The organism is Pseudomonadota bacterium, assembly GCA_030859565.1.
Taxonomy (GTDB): Bacteria; Pseudomonadota; Gammaproteobacteria; order JACCXJ01; family JACCXJ01; genus USCg-Taylor.
The window spans coordinates 16,640-36,617 of record JALZJW010000025.1; the positions used below are offsets into that span (position 1 = coordinate 16,640).

A 19,978-nucleotide genomic window follows, 5' to 3' on the forward strand; every position below is an offset into this window, starting at 1 on the left:
GTTTATTCGGCCGCCGATTAAACGATCACACAGCGTAGGATTTCCGAGGTGAGAATATGAGTGACAATATTCGGACAGTGGAACATGCCACCTGCACGTTTTGCGGTTGCGTGTGCGACGACATGGATCTGACGGTCGATCTGGATGCGAAGCGCATCACTAAGGCCAAGAACGCATGCACGCTTGGGCGCGCCTGGTTCGCGGAACATACCATCGAAGACCGTCCGTTCGCCTTAATCGACGGCAAGGCCGCCACCACCGAGGAGGCGGTCGAGGCCGCGGCGCAGATCCTCGCCGCAGCGCGGCTGCCGATCATCTACGGCTTGAGCGACACCACCTGCGAGGCGCAGCGCCAGGCGGTGGCGATTTGCGATCTCATGCAAGGGAACATCGACACTACCACCTCGGTCTGTCACGGTCCCTCCGGCATTGCGTTTCAAGGCGTCGGCGAAAGCACAGCCACGCTGGGCGAGATCAAGAACCGCGCAGATCTGGTCGTCTACTGGGGCGGTAACCCCGCGGAATCCCATCCGCGTCACTTCACCCGCTACGCGGTCACCCCCAAGGGACGGTATGTCCCCAATGGCAGGAAGGACCGCTACGTGGTCTTGGTCGATGTGCGGCGCACCCCGAGCGCGCCGGTGGCGGACCTCTTCATCCAAATCAAGCCCGGACATGACTTTGAGCTTTTGTGGGCCCTGCGTGCTTTCGTCAAAGGCCGCAAGGTCGATCCGAACGTGGCCGAGCGCACGGGCGTGCTCCTGGCAACCATGGAGGATCTGGCGCAGCGGATGAAGAGTTGCCGCTACGGGGTCTTATTCTTCGGCATGGGGCTGACGATGACCCGCGGGCGCCATTTCAACTCCGGCGCCGTGCTGGCACTCGCCACGGACCTGAATGAATTTACCCACTTCGTGGCCAAGCCCGTGCGCGGCCACGGCAATGTCACTGGGGCCGACAACGTCGTCTCCTGGCAGACGGGATACCCGTTCGGGGTCAACTTCAGCCGCGGCTACCCGCGCTTCAATCCTGGCGAGTACACGACAGTCGATCTGCTCGCCCGCGGCGAAGCGGACGCGGCCATGATCATCGCCAGTGATCCGGGGTCCAATTTTCCGCGCCCGGCCATCGAGCACATGAAGCGTATCCCGGTGATCGCCTTGGACACCAAACCGACCGACACCACCCAGTTGGCCAAGGTCGCCTTCACCACTTCGACCTATGGCATCAATACGTCGGGGACGGTCTATCGCATGGACGATGTGCCGATTACCTTGCGCCCGGCCTTCGAGTCGCCTTATCCGAGCGACGAAGAGGTGCTCATCGCGATCAAGAATAGGCTGCGCGAGCTGCTGACGCAGAAACGCACGCGGCTCCCCAACCTAAAGGTGGCGTAGGTAAACAAGCACCGATGCTACGTATATCGAATGGCCGGATCTACGACCCGGCCAACGGAGTGAATGGCGCGATCCGGGATCTCTGCATCAAGGACGGGAAGATCGTCGCGGACGTTCCCGCGGTGGCGAAACGCATCGACGCGCAAGGCATGGTGATCATGCCGGGAGGCATCGACATCCATTGTCATATCGCCGGACCCAAGGTCAATCTCGCGCGCAAGCTACAGCCCGAGGACCACCGACTCGACGTGCATCCGGGCACCGCGGTCACCCGTTCCGGCACCGGGGGCATAGTGCCTTCTACTTTTGCTACCGGCTACCGTTACACGGCGCTCGGGTACACCACGGCGATGGAAGCCGCGGTTACCCCTATCGGCGCCCGTCACGTACTGGAGGAATTTCACGACACCCCGGTGATCGACAAGGGGTTCTATGTGCTCCTCGGGAACAACGTCTTCTTGTACGACTTGCTCAAAGCAGGGCGGCGCGAGGACTTTCGCCAAGCGGTGGCCTGGTGGGTCAACGCGACCAAGGCGTATGCGGTTAAATTGGTCAACCCCGGGAGCGATGAGCTTTGGAAGGGACGCCGCAACGCGAACATTACCGATATCCACGAGAATATCGACAACTTCGATCTCACGCCGCTGGACGTGATCAAGGCGTTTATCGAAACCGTCAACGATCTCGGTCTGCCCCACCCCCCGCATATTCATTGCAACAACCTCGGCCGCAGCGGCAACTACACCACCACCCTCGAGACCATGCGGGCGGCGGAGGGACGGCGGGCGCATATCGCGCACGTACAGTTCCATAGCTACGGCGGCGAACCCGGCAAAAACCCGACATCGAAAGGTCCCGAGATCGCGGACTACATCAACAAGCATCCGAATATTACCGCCGATGTCGGCCAGGTCATGTTCGGTAAGGCCACCACGATGACCGCCGATGCGCCGCTCGCCTACTTGTTGCGCGGGATCAGCGGTAACAAATGGGTGAACGCCGATACCGAGTGTGAAAGCGGTTGCGGGATCGTGCCCTTCACCTATCACGAAAAAGTCTACATCCACGCGCTGCAGTGGGCCATTGGACTGGAGCTGTTCCTGCTATCCAAGGACCCGTGGCGGATTGTCTTATCGACCGACCATCCCAACGGCGGATCCTTCATGATGTACCCGCGCTTGATCCGTTTGCTCATGGATCGCGAATTTCGCAACCAAGAAATCGGGAAGGTGAATCAAAAGGCGATCCGCCAAACCGTGCTTGCGGACAAGCTCGACCGCGAGTATACCCTGGAGGAGATCGCGATCATCACCCGAGCCGGTCCCGCGCGCGCGCTTGGGCTGAAGGACAAGGGGCACCTCGGCGTCGGGGCGGACGCCGACATCACCATTTACGACGAGCACGAAGACAAGGAGCGCATGTTCAGCACGCCGCGTTACCTGATCAAGGACGGCGTCGCGGTCATCGAAGACCACGAATTCCGCTGTGACCACGAGGGGCGTGTCCTGCATACGGCGCCCGCATACGATGCCGCGATCGAAAACAGCATTAAACCATTCTTCGAGGATAACTATAGTATTGTTTTTGAGAACTACGCGGTCACGGACCGGTATCTGCACCACCACCAGGTGATACCGACGGTCCTCGAACGATAACAATTAGAATAAAATCCTTCTGCATGCATATTCAATCCACCGAGGTTATCGACACCTTCGCGGAGGCTTTTGCTATGTGGGGCGCGCGGGTGATCATCACCGCAGCCACCCCCGCGTGGGCCCTCGCCGCCGCACGCTCGATGACCGGATTCGCGACCTCGGTGATCGGCTGTAAATGCGAGGCCGGGATCGAGCGGGAGCTGTCCGCCGAGGAGACGCCCGACGCGCGGCCCGGGATCAGCGTGTTGCTGTTTTCGACCAGTTTGGAGGGGGCCGGCAAACGGCTGCTCGAGCGGATCGGCCAGTGCGTGATGACCTGCCCGAGCACCTCGTGTTTCAACGGTCTCACCTCGGGCGAGGGCGTGAGCGTCGGCGGCAAGCTCCGCTTCTTCGGCGACGGCTATCAGATCGGCAAGTCCCTGGACGGGCGTCGCTATTGGCGCATTCCGGTGATGGATGGCGAATTCGTGGTCGAAGACCGCTTCAATATCCAGCCGGCGGTGGGCGGCGGGAATCTTCTGATCCACGGCCTGGATCAAACCCGGACTTTGGAAACCGCCGAGGCCGCGGCCAGCGCGATGCGTACCGTTCCCGGCGTGATTCTGCCGTTTCCGAATGGTGTCGTGCGCAGTGGCAGCAAGATCGGATCGCGGTACAAGGGCCTGCCGGCTTCCACCAACGATGCTTACTGTCCAACGCTGCGGGCGTTTTCCGCGGCGACCGAAGTCCCCCTCGATGCCGGTTGCGTCTTGGAAATCGTGATCGATGGTCTCGAACTGCGGGGGGTCCAAGACGCCATGCGCGTTGGCATCAATGCGGCTTCCGGGAACGGCACCTTGCGGATCTCTGCCGGAAATTACGGCGGGGACCTCGGCCAGTACCGGATCGGCCTATACGAGCTTCTTCAAGCGGCGACCTGAGAGTTTATGAAAAAACCTACTGCGCTCGGGATCTCGCGTTCCGGCGGTTGCTCGGAATCCTCATGTATTTCAACATACACTCCGGTTCCTGCGCTCCGGCGGAAAGCCAGGGCCAGGGAGTGGCCCTGCTTGGTGCGCCGAGGATGCAACGCGACCTCCCTTCGCTCGCGACGGTTCTTTCACAAACTCTGAACGACTCGTTACGATGAGCCTGAAGCTCGTACTCAAGCACGAACCAGAAGTCCCGCTAGAAGCCGAGGTCATCACGCCGCCGAAGCTCAACGGTTTGAGCATCGGTGAGATCACCAAGCTTCCGCTTCAATACGGGAACGAACGCATTGAGCTGGGCGAGTTTTTTCGGGTCGAGGGCAGCTATAGCGGTGAAATCCGTGTGGAGGGCAATATGGCCCGGGTGAAGCTCATCGGCGCGGGGATGAGCGAAGGCCGGATCGTGATTCGCGGCCGCATCGGGATGCATCTCGGCGCCGGGATGTCGGGCGGGGAGATCCTGGTCGAAGGCGACGCCGGCGATTGGGTCGCGCCGGAGATGTCCGGAGGCCGGATCGTCATCAAGGGCAATGCCGGGCACATGATCGGCAGCGCCTATCGGGGGAGTCCGGCCGGCATTCGCGGCGGGGAAATCATCATCCACGGCAATGCCGGCAATGAGATCGGTCACGCTATGCGCAATGGACTGATCGCGATCGGCGGCGACTCTGGCGACTTTACCGGCGTCGACATGCTCGCGGGAACCATTATCGTGATCGGCGATCTCGGCAACCGCACGGGGGCGGGGATGAAACGCGGTTCCATCGTCTCGATGCGGCCCGCGCAGATGTTGCCGACCTTCAGCTATGCCTGCAGCTATCAGCCGCAGTTCCTGCGCTTGTACTTACTGCATTTGTCAAGGCTCGGCCTGCCGGTCACGCCCGCTCATCTCAATGGCCGCTACCAACGCTGGAGCGGGGATGCGCTCGAGATGAACCGCGGCGAGGTGTTGCTGCTCATCGGCGAGACCGCGTAGATCTGAGCAGGCACTCCAAGCTGGAATAATAAACCACTCGCAAGGAGATCCAAATGACCACGATCGTAACCGAAAATTGCCTCCGGTGCCGCTTCACCGACTGCGTCACGGTCTGCCCGGTGAACTGCTTCCATGGGGACGATGACATGCTGTATATCGACCCCGAGGTCTGCATCGACTGTAGCGCCTGCGTGCCCGAGTGTCCGGTACATGCCATCCATGAGGGGGAAGACATTCCCGACAACCTGAAAGACTGGATACAGATCAACGCCGAACGCGCCCCGAACTTACCGGTGATCGAGAGCAAACAAGATCCGTTGCCCACGGCCGAGGCGCGCCGAGCGGAGTTAGGGTATTGACAGAAGTATGTTGCGCGTGCGCAGAGACTGTAGATGAATACCTCAGGGACCCCTGAAAACCCATTACAGATCGCCGTCGTCGGCAGCGGCCCGAGCGGCTTCTACGCCGCCGAAGCCCTGATCAAGTCCGGGCGCGCCGTGCGCGTGGACATGTTCGAGCGGCTCGCGTCGCCCTTCGGGCTCGTGCGCAGCGGCGTCGCGCCCGATCACCCCAAGCTCAAACAAGCCATCCTCGTCTATGACAAGATCGCGCGCTCGCCGGAATTTTCATTTTGCGGCAATATCAACGTGGGCAAGGACATCACGCTCGGCGAATTGCGCCAAAATTATCATGCGATCCTGTTCACCTGCGGGGCGGAAACCGACCGGCGGCTGGGGATCCCGGGCGAGGATCTCCGCGGCAGCCATACCGCCACCGAATTCGTCGGCTGGTACAACGGTCATCCGGATTATCGCGAGCGGGTGTTCGATCTCTCGCACGAGGTCGCGGTCATCATCGGCCAGGGCAACGTGGCCGCGGATGTTTGCCGCATCCTGGCTAAAACGGCGGACGAGTTAAGACATACCGATATCTCGGAGCACGCGCTCGATACGCTGGCCGAGAGCAAAGTGCGGGAAATCCATGCAATCGGACGCCGCGGACCGGCGCAAGCGAAATTCACCAGTCGCGAATTGCGCGAGTTCGGGGAGCTCCGCGATTGCGATCCCTTCGTCGACGCGCTGGAGTTAACGCTGAATTCGGAAAGCGAGGCCGAACTCGCCGACAAAAACAACGTGGTCAGCGCCAAGAATGTCGAAATCTTCCGTGATTTCGCCCGGCGCACGCCGAGCAAGCACCGCCGCTGTATTTTCCAGTTCCTGCGCGGCCCCGTGCGGCTCGAAGGCGAGGGGCGGCTTGCGCGCGTGGTGCTCGAACGCAATCGGTTGCAAGGGGCACCGTTTCAGCAGTCGGCGCGGGGCAGGGGGGAGATCAGCACGCTCGAGTGCGGGATCTTGTTCCGCAGCATCGGCTATAAAGGAGTGGCCGTTTCCGAGGCGCCCTTCGACGAGCGCAAGGGCGTGATGCCCAACCGCGCCGGACGCGTGCTCGACAGTGACGGCGGTGTCGTTTCCGGTCTTTATTGCGCGGGCTGGATTAAACGCGGTCCGACCGGGATCATCGGGACTAATCGCGCTTGCAGCGTGGAAACCGTCGGTTCGCTGCTTGCGGATCTCGACGCACTCGCGACACGGGGCGCAAAAAGCGGGATGGGCGGTGTCCAAGCGCTCATCGAGCAGCGCGGTTTGCGCTCGGTCAACTACGACGGTTGGCTAAAGCTCGACGCCGCCGAAGTCGAGCGGGGCAAACCGAAGGGAAAACCGCGCGAAAAATTCACCCGGCTGCATGAAATGCTGGCGCTTCTCGGATAAAAGTTCGCGCACCAGCGGAGTTCGCGATCGCCATCTGAGCTTTTTCATGAGATTGTCCTCGCGAACTGGAATCTCCGTCATCATTGCTGGGCGATTTTCTTTCCGCCCTCTTTAGACACCATGTTCTCCTTGGGAACGGAATCGGCCTCTATCTTGACCGTGGCCAACCCTTTCTCCTTCATGCCCAGCTCTATGGCGGCAGCACGCGAGAGGTCGATGACCCGACCTTTCACATAGGGCCCGCGATCATTGATCTCGATCTCGACCGATTTGCCATTTTTGACATTGGTCACCTCGACTTCCGTGCCTAGAGGCAAACTGCGATGGGCCGCGCTCAACTCGTTTTGGTTGAAAATCTCCCCGTTCGCGGTTTGCTCACCATGGAACCCCGGCCCGTACCAGGAGGCTTTCCCTGTCTGCTCGAAGGCCGGTGCTTTTTGCGCTTTTTGAACCCTGGGGTGAGAGGCGCTTTCCGTGCTGCAAGCCTGCAGCACTGCGGCCAGCAAGGCCACGGAAAATAGATAACAAAAAGCTTTGAATACGAACATCCTTGCGTGTCCTTAGTCCTTAGCGTTGTATTCCCTTGCGCAACCCCTGTGCCATGGCCCCATGTGCTCCACGAGCCGCTGATTTTTCAATAAATTTCTCTCTCGATGCGCGTCGCAGGCAAAAAGCGAGGCCAAGACGACCGGCAAAGATTACCCACAGCCAAGTAAAAACTACCTATCCGCGGCGGACAGTCGAATTGTTTTACCTGATGATACAGGTAGGAAGCAGCAGAAATTCCGCGAAGGCATGCCGGATTGCATCCCGTGCTGCCGCGAGACCGCGCTCGGTCTCGTCGGCATTCGCGCATCCTCGAGTTATTGGACCCTTGTTCCGCGCGCGCACAGCGCACGCTACGCTTGCTACGGGTCCTCCTGCCTTTCAACGGGATTGACGCCGCTTCCCGCTCGCTGCACCTCCCGCGGTTTTTCCGATCCCTGACTCTGAATAGGCACGAACGAGCGTACATTCACGGTGCGCTCCGGTAAAGGCGTTTCGATGTGGTGAGCCCGCAATTTATCGTGAATGGCGAGGCGTAGCTCGTGGTCGACCAATGCACGTTGCGCCAGCTCTTTGACGAATACCCGTACTTCGATATTGATTGCACCCTCCGCAAAGCCTGCGATCACTACGGCCGGGTCCGGGTCCGGCATGATCAAGGGGTGGGCACGCACGGCATCGAAGATCACCCGGTGCGCGAGTGCGAGATCGGCCCGGGAAGCGATGCTCACGGGAATGACGACACGAGTGGTCGTATCGGACAGCGTCCAGTTTATGACCTCACCGGTGATGAGGGTCTTGTTGGGAACGATCAGCTCGCGCTTATCCGCATCGGTAATGGTCGTCGCCCGGATGCGGATGCGGGTGACGGTGCCCGTGATATCTTTGACCGTCACGACGTCGCCCATGCGGACCGGTCGCTCGAACAACAGGATCAAACCCGATACGAAGTTGCCGAAGATCTCCTGCAGGCCGAAACCGAGCCCCACGCTGAGCGCCGCGACCAACCACTGGACCTGGGACCACTGGCCACCGACCGTATTGAACACCACGATCACCCCGACGACGGCGATCACGTAGCGGGCGATCTGGGTGATAGCATAACGGCTGCCGGGTTCGATAGACAGCCGCCGCAGCACGGCGACCTCGAGCACTCCGGGGACATTACGTACGGCGACCCCGACGATGATGGCAAGCACCACGGCCAGCGCCAGATTCGCCAAGGTGATCGGTTCCAATCGCTCTTGCCCGTCCGTCACCACCGCGTATTGCCAGACAGTTATCCTATCTAGTATACGAAGTGCCGGGAGCACCTCGGCCCAGATAAGCCAGAGACCCACGATCACGGACAGGACGATCAGCGTACGCAGCAAATGGCGGGTCTGCCGGTTGATGGTCGGTATGTCGATCTCGGGAATATCGAGCTGCTCCGGGACGCCCTCGCCGGCGGCGCCGGCCCCGGCCTTCGCTGCCTCGGCCGCCCGAGCGGCTGTGCGTTGCTCTTGGGCCTTGATCAAGGCGTGCTTGCGGTTTTCGACCGTCAACCAGCGGATAGCGAGGTCGTGGGCAATGACCGCACCGGCGATGAGCCAGACTGTAGCGACTAGCTGGCTTTCGAGTTGCAGCGCCGTGTAGTAATAGCCGGCGGCGGCCAATCCCACCAGCACGAGCGGCAAGCCGATGGCTATGGGATACCATAGGACACGCAGCCGCGCGAGCCATCCATGAGGGTGTTCCTTCAGATGGGCTTCGAGCGCGCCTCCTTCGGGCCGCAACAGGCGCTGGAGGAACACGGCGAAAGCGAAAAGGCTGATGATGAACGCGACCCGGCCCAGGCTGTCCCGGTAGGTTTCCTCGGCCTCCCAGCCGGCCATCGACGTCACGAAGACGGCGGGTAGCACTATCAGCATCAACCACGGCAGGTGCCGGCGGAATAGCCTGAGCGGCTGTTCCTGCCAGCCGAGGTGCAGCTCCGCAAACCCTTTGGGGCGGCACAAAAGATAAAACGTATGGAACAAGAATAGCGACACCGAGAGCCGCCGGAATGCCGTGCCCAGCGCCCGCGTGAACTCCGAGCCCGCGGCCGTCCCCTCGAGGTTCCAGCCGAGGAAGTAGAGAAGCAACGGCCAGGGGGCCGCTACCAGCAGCGTGAGTCCCAGCGCCTGAACGGTGAGGGTGAAACGGTCCGAATAGGGCCTGCTCACATGCTCGGCGATTACCCCGAGTGTGAGGCGCGCGCGCCGGCGGATGAAAAACGGCGCGCCGAACAGGAACACTGCAAAGGCCACCCAGAAGGGCGTCCGCAGCGCCGGCGCAATCAGCCTCTCGCTGGGCTCGGCCCAACTAAGCGGAGACAGCATCCAACCGATTGCGAGCGCCAGGTCCCGCAGCGTGGCCAGGCCCACGGGACGGGCGCTCGGGATCCACACCAACCGTTCGTCCAGAAACAGCGCGTATTGTTGCTCCTGATTGAGCAGCCGCTTCTGCAGCACGTCCAGATCGCCGAGGGCCCGCAGGTAATCCGTGTAGGTATCCGCCAGCCGGCTCAGCAATTCTCGCTGATCTTTCACAATCCCGCGGAGATCCGCCCGGATCATCTTCTGCTCTTCGAGCGGCAGGCCGCCAGTGTTTCCTTCCCTCATGAGCCGATCGAGCGCCCGTTTAAGCACTCGCAAGGAGCCACGGCGCTCGTCGATTCGCAATTGAGCTAGGCCCACTTCCCCGATAATCTCCTGGCGTTCCTGGGTGTCCTCGCGGTACCAGCGAAGTTCCGGCAGTTTTCTGCGGCTCTCGCGCAGCACTTGGCCGAGCGCCTGGCTCAGCCCCGCGATATCGAGCTTCTGTCTGACGCTCTGGAAGTCTTGCTCAAGCTGATCGAGTTGCTTACTCGCGCGCTCGCGCTCGGCTGTGGTCGTGCTCAGGTTCTTGACGATCGAAGCCAGCTCGCGGCTGAATTCGGCGTTTTGTTCGGCGAGCTCGCGAATGACAGGATGTTTACCCGCAGCCTCCAATTGCGTTCGTTCCGCCGCGATTTGAGCTTGTTGGGCCTCGGATTGCCGGCGCGAGGCAATGAGTTGCTCGAACTGTTGGACCTCCGTCTGCGCTCGCGCGACCTGTTCGATTACCTGATCCCGCCGTGCCCTGAGCAGTTCGATCCGGATATCGTGGCTCAGTAACTCCTGTTCGAGCTTGTGGATCTCGCTGCTGCGGGCTTGCTGGTGGGCTTGCAGCGCCATCCGGCGGGCTTCGATCACCAGCGGAGACTCTTGCGGCCCGGCGCGGACCTGGAAATCCTTTTCTAACGATGCGAGATCTTCTTTCGCCGCTGCGATCTCATCCTGGATCTCCTCCGAGGTCCGGCCTTGGCTTTCCTGTACCTCTGTTTCCAGCTCGCCTCGCACGGACTGGAGTCCCGCCAACTCAGCCCGGGCCATAAGCAGACGCCGTTCAATCTCCGCTAGGGGCGTGTCCGCTGCCGGTGAGGCCGCCGTTCCCACGTCTTCGGGTTGTTCCAATGCCCGGTGGAGCTTTTCGATCTCGGAGGGCGCAGATTGCACGGCTTTCTTGTAAGAGAGGGCGCTGGCCGCATGCCTCTCGACGGCCTCAAGATGCGCTTGCGTCTGGCGGTAGGTCTCCAGCAGCCGCTTCTTAAGCGGCTCCTCCAAACCCTCTCGTGCCTCGATGTCTTGGATCCTGGACCGCACCGTTCCCCGGGTGGGGCTGTCCGCAGCGGTGGCTTGGGTCGGCGGCGATTGGGCATCAGCCGCCGGCAGGCCGATGCCGATCCATATCCACGCTATAAGGATCAAGCGCAATGTCATGGTCAAGTGCGTTGGTAGGCAACCCATCACGATCCGGTTTTCCGTGGTGTTGCTATTCCGCCGACTGTCTCTGTGTGGCGCCCAGTCATTGATCCCGGCATTTTACTCCCTCTCGGGAGGTGGCCGCACCCTGTCCACAGCGAGATGGTGGCGGTTGATCATTGTTTGAATTGCTATGGCACCAGTCGGTTGCTCACTCGGCCCAGGCTGCGTTCCGAGATCGTTGCATCCTCGGCGCGCCAATCAACGCCACTGACACCTCAGACGATCCCGGTGACGTGCCCCAGCACTCGGCGCCTGCGCGCATGAGCTGGGCTCATTGAAGAAAAGCGGTGACCTTAGGGTGACCGCGACGCGCGCGACCTGAGCTTGCCGACGGAGAGGGCGAGTTCGTTCTGGGCCGACTGCATGGCAGCGGCAGTCTCGCAACGCCCGGCTTGCTTGAGAATATCGATCAAACGGCTGAGCGCTCCATTCAGCTCGGCGGTGAGCACATGATCGCCGAGGCTTGACAGCATGCGCATGATCAGGTCTTCGGCCCGCGGTTTCTGCTCCTGCGGCAGACGGTTGAACATGATCTCGAACGTGCGAAGTATCTCCGCATAGGTCTGGTGCTGCATGGCTTCCGATGCTGATACCGCGAGAGATTCGAAAGCACTCATGAGCCGGGAAAAGACGTTGTCGGTATAGACGACCGGGACCCGGTGACCGTCCGTGCTGCCGTTGTCTTCGGACGACCAGCGCGCGAGCACGTCCCGTAGATTATAGATCGTCAGCAGACCGGGGTCGGGATCGGACTGAGCGGTAGATATCGAGGTCCACGCGATGGTTTCAAGCTCTTCTATCCCATCCAGCGGATCGCTCGCGATATCGCGTTGACTTTCGCGGCGAATCGCCGCGTAAAGAGCCTTGCCAACCGCGATCGCATCATCGTCGGTATGCGACTTCACTACTGCGAGCACATCCTGGAATGCCACGTAATCGCCGACCGATACGTTTAACACGATCTCCACCTGCGCTCCTGCCAGGGCGGTTGCCTCGGCGATTGCGTCAAGGTCTATCCGGGTCACGAAGCCGTGTCTTGCCGCTATCACCTGCGTGCGGCGCGGAGCGTCGCAGCAGGACGTGCGACGTGTCTTGCGGATGAGGCTCATCTGCGCTTTCCGCGCCGCTAACACATGGTCGTGGAGCGCCTCGATTATGACCACCGGACGCATCTGGTCAATAGTGGTGTAGAAGAGCACCAGGAGAAGATAAAGTGCGGCCACCGTTAAAACGAAGGTGACCATGGCGCCGAATACCGGATTGACCGGCCCAACGCTGGCCAGGATGACAAGTGCGTAAAGCGAGAGACCAACGAAGAAGCCAAAGGCGAATTGATTATTACGGCGCCGGAGAAACTGGTCGTAGACCTGATGCGTGAGCGAGCTCGCGGCCTGCTGCAGCGCGATTAGCAGGAGTGAGGTCGTCAAAGTGGTCACCGTAATCAGACCGGAGGCAACCGTACTGAGCAGCTCGCTAGTCCCTTTTGCGTCTGAGAATACGTAAGTTTCCAACAGTGAGCGGATGGGCTCGAGCCATGCGATATTGCCGCGGTCGATAAAGCTCGTGAGTGTGGCGAGCAACAGGAAGGCAGTAATGATACAGGTAGGAAGCAGCAGAAATTCCGCGAAAGCATGCCGGATTACATCCCGTGCTGCCGTGAGACCGCTCTCGGTCTCCTCGGCATTCACGCGCGCATCCACGAGGTATTGGACCATATGGTGTCGAGCTTCCATGTTTCTGTCGTTAATAGATCTGGGGCGGCGCCGGCCACAGCGGTGGAAAAGCCCCCGTTCGACGGCCCGTTATAACAGGAAAGGTGGTAGAGATGAAGCCAGAAGTTCAAGATGAATCGATTGCGAGTCTTTTCGTTCCAGCAGTCGTAGGGCGCAAAGCCTTGGCGTATTGCGCCGAATGAGAAGCCCTCATACTACGCTGGCTGCTCCCCCAACGATGCGCTAAGCCGCGCCGCTTCTTGGCGGGGGCTTGAGCGTATAGTTAGGGCGCAACTTTTGGTAAAGGAATTCCGGTGCGAAATCGGCCCCGTTTGGCCAGACGATGGTTTTAAGCTCTTTGTCGAGTGAAAATTCTGCGAACAGAGTCTTCTGCTTTAAAGGTTCGAATACTTCTCCCCACAGCTCGCTTTTGAGGACTTCACCTTCTACGCCATCTCCAAATTTTAGCCAGATACAGTAATCGCGTCGGTACTTAGCTTCCAGCAATTTTGGCAACTTGGGGTTACTCCAATGGGTCAATTCGTTTTCTTTCTTGAACCAGGCCCAAAACACGCGGAGGCAAACGGCCGTCTACAACCTCGCCCGTATCGATTGCGATAACTGCTTCAAAATCGCCATACCTCGCATGAAAGTGCGGAGGCGAATGATCGTTGTAATACATCGCTATGATGATTCCCAGGAACCTACTGATCTCGGGCAAAGTATCGCTCCTTGGTTATTCAGCCCTCCGCCGTAGAGCGGCCGGTTACCCGACCGCCCCGGCACAGATCCCGGCGTGCGGAACTACCGCACCGATCCGCTTCGCACCTCAGCGCATCCTGGGCTTAGATCGAGTATTGACAGAAGACGTCGGGACGTCTATGCTGCAAAACCATGGAAGAACAAACCTCACGCTACTCTCCAGGCCAAGTTCGAGACGCCATTCTGCAGGTGATGGCGTTTACCTATAAGCCCTTGTCCGTTAGGGAAATCGAAGACCGCGTACAGCAAATCGCGGGGCAAACGCCTCCCTCCTCAATCAGCCCGTGTAGGATGTGCTGAGGAACGAAGCGCATCGTTCGAGTTATTCACCCGCGCAAACGTCGAGTATTCCCTCGCAACCCCAGTTTACCGGATAAATGCCGCGGGCCGCATAGTCGTGAAAGCTCGAATGCGGCCAATCGGCAACCTGCTTGACCCAGCCATGTTTTACCGGATTCCAATGGATGTAATCAACGTGTTTGTTGAAATCGTCCTGATCGCGTAGCAGGTGCTCCCAAAATCGACGTTGCCACAAACCCCGTTCTCTTCGTTTCTCCCGGCTTTTAGAGATTCGTTCGCCTTCGTCGATGGCGCGAGAAAAGTGCCCTTTCAGCACATTCCAGCGCATGGAAAAATCCGAGTCACCGGAAGGCAACGTCCAAATACAATGAAGATGATCCGGCAAGACCACCACCGCCTCCAACCGGAATGGATGTCGTTCCCTGACGTACCGAAAAGCCCATCCCAACGCATCGATGTGACTGACCAGCAAACGGTTACCCTTGCGCTTGGCGAGATTGACCGTGAAAAACCAGGTTGAACCTGGAACATGAGCACGGCGATATCCCGTCATGAAGTCCGTTTAACCTTTGAAAGGTTTCTCACTCGAACGATGCGCTTAGTTCCTCAGCACATCCTACGCGGGCTCAGCACATCCTACGCGGGCTCGATGCTTTCACCGCTGGTGATACCAGGACAGCGTTGCGATCTGAACCGGTAGCTTGACTGTTGACACGTGCAGCTTGAATTCCGTGCAGTCGACTAATTCGCTACTGAGAAGACCATCTGCCAGGGGCGCAACATCTGTTCTTACGAAATCGACACCAAGACCAACGGAGCACTCCTCGGTTTCGGTTCGAACCGTAATGATGCGAGTACGCTCTGGCTTCCGTGGTCGCGCCACAGCCCCAAGTTTTGAGACTTGTTTCGACACAAATCTAACCCAAGGAACTGTGCCGTCCTGCTCAAGCATTAACTTAAGATCCCCGATTCCTTCGAACAGTCGCTTTCCGCCGGTTTCACGGAGATGAAACCAATGCGGAGGGTGAAAGGTCAGATGCGGGTTCCGAATGCCCCTTAAACTGTCACGTGCTGTGGGTACCAAGTAGTGAATTGTCTCCCTATTGAACGCGCTCCATACAAAGTTCTGTGCTTTGAAATCAGGCGATACAAACGCTCGATCGTTGAGTCCGACTGACACAGAACCGCCAGGTTGAAGGCTGATCCAACCAATCCTCCTAGCTTTTCCGCCGACCTCGGTAGTCACAAGTATTTCCACGACTATGCAACCCAACGGAGCGCGAGTTGAGCGGCGCCCCTCATAAGTCTGTCCCCTAATATTTTCTCTTGACAGTCCCCCTCAGGGCGTGAGTTAGGCGACCTTGCCGTGGTCACGTATCTTTATCCGATTCCAATATTTTCCGTGGGAACATGATGCCCTTGCCTTTGACCTTAGCCCGTGTAGGATGTGCTGAGGAACGAAGCGCATCGTTCGAGTTATTCACCCGCACAAACGTCGAATACGGCAGCCAACTACTTCGATAGAATACCTACCGAGTCAGCTTTGCTTATGAGGTAGCTGACAAAGGCTGAGCATACTACGAGCATGTACTTCGCCTCGACAAAGCCGACATTCGACTGTTCCAATATAGCATGTCCGAATTCCGTCTTCATCACTAGAGTAGCCATACAGCTTAAGAAAGCCTGACCTTAGGGCACCATGTATGCCGGCGGTGTTGCTGAGACTTGTCAGCGCCACGTCCAAGCCGCCCCCTTCCTCGCCGGATATCAGCTTCGCAACTGATTCTACGGCGCTAATGGACTCCTTGATGGAGTTACGATAGTCTGGGTCAGGTTTCTTGCCAAGGAGCCTCAAAGCGGCCCGCAGATGTTCATGTGCACCTTGAAACCCCTTTGAGACTGCCGCATTCGTTGCATCCTCAATGGTCTCCACCTCGACGGGAGTGGCGATGGGGCTAAGAACCCCAGAGATGAACCTGTATCCCGATAGTTCTTGTTCAAGGATCGTATTCATTGCCTTTAGAAGTCTTTCGTTGTTTACGGCGTGTCGATGCGCATCGTAGGTTCCGATTGGAATGCAGGTCATATGCTGATGGTTTACTGCAAGGAACTCGACGAGGTCGTATGCTTCATACCACTCAACGGCAAAGAAATACTCCTTTAGCCACTTGCGACAATCGTTGTTTCGGTATGGAAGTTCGTCGACCGGGACTTTGCGGAAGAAGCGGGCGACATGAGTTGCAACGGGCTTCCAGTATTCCCAATTTGAATTATCGTAGAGAGAGTAAAAAAGGTTCCACAACGAGTTTCGAAGCTCATCGCTCATGCGATCGATCTGAATAACACCAGATCGATCAACCACCCCTATACGGTCTGAAAACCTCTTCATTGCTCAGTGTGTTGTCCGCATACTAATAAGCATCTATCCGTCGTGCTTAGGCGAGATACGCTTACCGGCTCGGGCGGTAGCGCGCATGACGGATAAATGTCTGTTGGACTAAACCGCGAGGGCGATTGTCAGTCTGGATCAGGTTTCTTTTATAAGGGGATTGTATTCCTGAATAGGGAGCTTGTGGAGGGCACGGGCCTGTAGGACGTAGGGGGCGGTGGCCTGTGCCGGGAAGGCAGTTTCGTTTGGCCGTTGGAGTCGGCGGTTTAGTTCAACTTGAAGTAGACAACATAAAGGGGTCGTAGACATGTGAGAATCTTTTCTCAGTTGTCACCGACTCCTTCCTTCAGATTCCTTTCTTCACCGCGCCACATAACCTAACCATCAACCTACCGTTCATCGATTCCATTCGCGGGTACTACGTGGACGCTCTCTCTTTGCCCGCAAGCTTCTGTGGCTCCCACAGGATTCGGTGGCTTGCAAGCGAACCCGCATCCTAGGGCTCTGTCCGCTACGTTACACATCTATATGAAGTAACGAATAAAAAGAAATACGCTCCAGCGTGGCATAGCGGTTGCCCTAGCGGAAATGCCGGGATCGCCATACGGCCCGCCACACTAGAAACGCAACGGTTTGCTCGATTGGAGGACTTACATTATGAACAACGAAACCGCACTTATGAATGCCATGCTGGCCGCGATCGTGGCGGTGGGCTCGCTGGGCCTGGCCGCCGATGCGGTGGCCGCGGATAAAGGCGAAAAATGTTATGGCGTGTCCAAGGCGGGCAAGAACGATTGTCAGACGGCAACCAGCGCCTGTGCTGGATCGTCCAAGCAGGACGCTGATCCGAGCGCCTTTATTTTTCTGCCGCAGGGAAGCTGCGAGAAGATTGTCGGCGGCAGCGTGACCAGGCACCGGCATGATGCCTTCGACAGCGAAGCGTGGCTTCGGTAGCGCGATCCCGGCGTCGGCCGGGATCGGCCTGCGGGCCGATCATTACCGCGAGGTGTTGGAGACCAAACCCGCGGTAGGGTGGTTCGAGCCTCGCACCAAACCGGCTGGACCGGGCTCATCGCCAAGCTCCTGATGCCGCGCAAGCTGCGGCAGGAGGTGGTAGTCTCGGAGGCCGAATCGAGCGGTGAAGCGGAGAGGCGCAGGCGGCCGGTGACGACGGCGGCTACGAGGGATCCATTCGGGTTGGTGGGTTACAGGGCAAACAGCATGCCTAACTCACCCTACGTCGAAAGCGGTGATTAAATATCTAGGAGGCAGCTATGGACACAAAGACAAGACATTCCGATCTACCCGATGCGGTGATGCCGCACTGCCAGACGCAGCACTGGCTAAGCGGACAGACAGCGCTCGTGACCGGCGCCAGCTCCGGGATCGGCAAGGAGATCGCGCTCGCGCTCGCGGCCTACGGGGCGAACGTGGCCGTCAATTACGTCTCCGGCGACGAGGCGGCGCGCGAGGTCTCCGAGACCGTACGCGCGACGGGCAACCGCGGTATCGCCCTCAAGGCGGACGTGTCGAACGAAGAGCAGGTCCAAGCGATGTTCAGACGGCTTTTCGATGAATTCGGGACCATCGATATTCTGGTCAACAACGCGGGGCTGCAGCAGGACGCCGCGTTCGAGGATCTGACGCTCGCGCAGTGGAACAAGGTGATCGGCGTGAACCTCACCGGGCAGTTCCTGTGTGCGCGCGAGGCGGTGCGGGAATTCAAGCGCCGCGGGGTCCGGCCGGACACCTCCTGCGCGGCGGGTAAGATCATTTGCATCAGTTCCGTGCACGAGGTGATCCCCTGGGCCGGTCATGTAAACTACGCCGCCTCAAAGGGCGGGGTATGCTGATGATGAAGAGCATCGCGCAAGAAGTCGCCCCTTATCGCATCCGCGTGAACAGCATTTGCCCCGGCGCGATCCGCACGCCGATCAACATGCGGGCGTGGTCGACACGAGAGGCTTATGACGAGCTGATGCGGCTCATTCCCTACAAGCGTATCGGCGAGCCGGTCGAGATCGGACGGGTCGCGGCTTGGCTGGCCTCGGACTATGCCGACTATATCACCGGGACCAGCCTATTCGTCGACGGCGGGATGACGCTCTATCCCGGCTTCGAGACCGGAGGTTAGCGATGCGCGAAGCGCTACACGCGCACTGGCCCGAGTACTTGATCGAGGCATGGGGCTTGGGTATGTTTATGATCTCGGAGCGCTTGTTCACGGCCGAGTTTGCCCGTGCTTTCCGCCCCTGAGCCGAGCCCCTTCGGCCCGCACTTGGGGCGAGACACCCAAATGCTTCGACATTGGATACCTGACGCCGATGGCGTCGCCCTAAGATCCGCTCTTCCTCCGCGATTCTGGACTGCGATCTCGCCCGTTTGACAGCTCACAGGTCCAGTAGTACTTTACCTTTCGGCGACTCGGGGCGTTTATTTTCTTATTCTCTCTGCTGGACATGGGGTGCCCCGTGACCCGCATCCTTACCGTGAAGAAAGGGGAAGGACAATGAGCGTTGCAAACGATCTGCTGAACGTAGGCGCACTCGACACTCGTGTGGTGTTGAACGCCTTAACCGCTGTCAAGAACGGCGACTTTTCCGTACGCCTGCCGGTGGACTGGACCGGCGTCAACGGCAAGATCGCCGATACCTTCAACGAGGTCGTTAGCCAGAACGATCGCATTACCAAGGAATTGGATCGAGTGAGCCGGGCAGTCGGCCGGGAGGGCAAGATCGGCCAGCGCGCCGCGCTCGGCAACGGCGCCGGCGGCGCGTGGGCGAGAAAGATCGCGGCGGTCAACGCGCTTATCGATGGCCTGGTGTGGCCGATCGGCGAGACGGCGCGCATCCTCGGGGGGGTGGCCAAGGGGGACCTGGCCCAGACCATGACGCTGGAGACGGACGGCCAACCCCTGAAGGGAGAGTTTCTGCGCATGGCCAAGACCGTCAACGCCATGGTCGCGCAGCTCAACGCCTTCGCCGCCGAGGTCACGCGGGTGGCGCGCGAGGTCGGCACCGAGGGCAAGCTCGGCGGGCAGGCCAAGGTGCCGGGGGTCGCCGGTACCTGGAAGGATCTCACCGAGAGCGTCAACAACATGGCGGCGAATCTCACCAGCCAGGTGCGCAACATCGCCGAGGTCACCACCGCCGTCGCCAGGGGCGAGCTCTCGCGCAAGATCACGGTGGATGCGAAGGGCGAGATCCTGGAATTGAAGAACACCATCAACATCATGGTGGATCAGCTCAACGCCTTCGCCGCCGAGGTCACGCGGGTGGCGCGCGAGGTCGGCACCGAAGGCAAGCTCGGCGGTCAGGCCGAGGTGCCCGGGGTCGCCGGCACCTGGAAGGATCTCACCGAGAGCGTCAACAACATGGCGGCGAATCTCACCAGCCAGGTGCGCAACATCGCCGAGGTCACCACCGCCGTCGCCAGGGGCGAGCTCTCGCGCAAGATCACGGTGGATGTGAAGGGCGAGATCCTGGAATTGAAGAACACCATCAACATCATGGTGGATCAGCTCAACGCCTTCGCCGCCGAGGTCACACGGGTGGCGCGCGAGGTCGGCACCGAAGGCAAGCTCGGCGGTCAGGCCGAGGTGCCCGGGGTCGCCGGCACCTGGAAGGATCTCACCGACT

At 59.5% G+C, this 19,978-nt stretch carries 16 protein-coding genes and 1 pseudogene; 10 read left to right on the forward strand and 7 right to left on the reverse strand.

Annotation, left to right across the window (positions count from 1 at the left end):
* Window positions 1-56 precede the first annotated feature (56 nt).
* The 6 genes from M3436_05720 (at window position 57) to M3436_05745 (ending at window position 6,765) form a co-directional block, all read left to right on the forward strand.
* Complete coding sequence (locus M3436_05720; GenBank protein MDQ3563644.1) at window positions 57-1,397, forward strand: formylmethanofuran dehydrogenase subunit B; 1,341 nt, start codon at window positions 57-59, stop codon at window positions 1,395-1,397.
* 14 nt (window positions 1,398-1,411) lie between these two features.
* The gene (locus M3436_05725; protein ID MDQ3563645.1) at window positions 1,412-3,052 is read left to right on the forward strand and encodes a formylmethanofuran dehydrogenase subunit A; all 1,641 of its coding nucleotides are present in this window, start codon (window positions 1,412-1,414) and stop codon (window positions 3,050-3,052) included.
* 23 nt (window positions 3,053-3,075) lie between these two features.
* Complete coding sequence (gene fhcD / locus M3436_05730) at window positions 3,076-3,972, forward strand: formylmethanofuran--tetrahydromethanopterin N-formyltransferase (GenBank protein MDQ3563646.1); 897 nt, start codon at window positions 3,076-3,078, stop codon at window positions 3,970-3,972.
* Between the two features lie 205 nt (window positions 3,973-4,177).
* Window positions 4,178-4,996 (forward strand): formylmethanofuran dehydrogenase subunit C, encoded by an 819-nt coding sequence (locus tag M3436_05735; protein ID MDQ3563647.1) that lies wholly within the window; start codon window positions 4,178-4,180, stop codon window positions 4,994-4,996.
* 53 nt (window positions 4,997-5,049) lie between these two features.
* Window positions 5,050-5,355 (forward strand): ferredoxin family protein, encoded by a 306-nt coding sequence (locus M3436_05740; protein ID MDQ3563648.1) that lies wholly within the window; start codon window positions 5,050-5,052, stop codon window positions 5,353-5,355.
* Window positions 5,356-5,388: 33 nt separating this feature from the next.
* The gene (locus M3436_05745) at window positions 5,389-6,765 is read left to right on the forward strand and encodes an NADP oxidoreductase (GenBank protein MDQ3563649.1); all 1,377 of its coding nucleotides are present in this window, start codon (window positions 5,389-5,391) and stop codon (window positions 6,763-6,765) included.
* 80 nt (window positions 6,766-6,845) lie between these two features.
* Here M3436_05745 and M3436_05750 read toward each other — a convergent pair whose 3' ends face one another.
* From M3436_05750 to M3436_05780, 7 genes are all read right to left on the reverse strand, one after another.
* Window positions 6,846-7,277, reverse strand: a complete 432-nt coding sequence (locus M3436_05750; GenBank protein MDQ3563650.1) for a septal ring lytic transglycosylase RlpA family protein — start codon at window positions 7,275-7,277, stop codon at window positions 6,846-6,848.
* Window positions 7,278-7,673: 396 nt separating this feature from the next.
* Window positions 7,674-11,132: a mechanosensitive ion channel gene (locus tag M3436_05755; protein MDQ3563651.1), complete on the reverse strand. Its 3,459-nt coding sequence runs from the start codon at window positions 11,130-11,132 to the stop codon at window positions 7,674-7,676.
* Between the two features lie 338 nt (window positions 11,133-11,470).
* Window positions 11,471-12,910 (reverse strand): DUF2254 domain-containing protein, encoded by a 1,440-nt coding sequence (locus tag M3436_05760; protein ID MDQ3563652.1) that lies wholly within the window; start codon window positions 12,908-12,910, stop codon window positions 11,471-11,473.
* Between the two features lie 222 nt (window positions 12,911-13,132).
* Window positions 13,133-13,405 (reverse strand): DUF2442 domain-containing protein, encoded by a 273-nt coding sequence (locus M3436_05765; protein ID MDQ3563653.1) that lies wholly within the window; start codon window positions 13,403-13,405, stop codon window positions 13,133-13,135.
* 7 nt (window positions 13,406-13,412) lie between these two features.
* Window positions 13,413-13,610 carry a DUF4160 domain-containing protein gene (locus tag M3436_05770; GenBank protein MDQ3563654.1) on the reverse strand — a complete coding sequence of 66 codons (198 nt, stop codon included), beginning with the start codon at window positions 13,608-13,610 and terminating at the stop codon, window positions 13,413-13,415.
* A gap of 363 nt (window positions 13,611-13,973) precedes the next feature.
* Entirely contained in the window at window positions 13,974-14,504 is a 531-nt protein-coding gene (locus M3436_05775; protein MDQ3563655.1) for a transposase, read from the reverse strand.
* A gap of 984 nt (window positions 14,505-15,488) precedes the next feature.
* Window positions 15,489-16,277, reverse strand: coding sequence for a hypothetical protein (locus M3436_05780; protein ID MDQ3563656.1), 789 nt, complete (start codon window positions 16,275-16,277; stop codon window positions 15,489-15,491).
* 720 nt (window positions 16,278-16,997) lie between these two features.
* Here M3436_05780 and M3436_05785 point away from each other — a divergent pair.
* The 4 genes and pseudogenes from M3436_05785 to M3436_05800 all read left to right on the forward strand — a co-directional run.
* Complete coding sequence (locus tag M3436_05785) at window positions 16,998-17,294, forward strand: DUF2282 domain-containing protein (protein ID MDQ3563657.1); 297 nt, start codon at window positions 16,998-17,000, stop codon at window positions 17,292-17,294.
* Between the two features lie 78 nt (window positions 17,295-17,372).
* Window positions 17,373-17,597 (forward strand): hypothetical protein, encoded by a 225-nt coding sequence (locus M3436_05790; protein MDQ3563658.1) that lies wholly within the window; start codon window positions 17,373-17,375, stop codon window positions 17,595-17,597.
* A gap of 59 nt (window positions 17,598-17,656) precedes the next feature.
* Window positions 17,657-18,474, forward strand: a pseudogene (locus M3436_05795) (SDR family oxidoreductase).
* A gap of 375 nt (window positions 18,475-18,849) precedes the next feature.
* The coding region (locus M3436_05800) for a HAMP domain-containing protein (GenBank protein MDQ3563659.1) at window positions 18,850-19,978 on the forward strand (1,129 nt) is incomplete at its 3' end.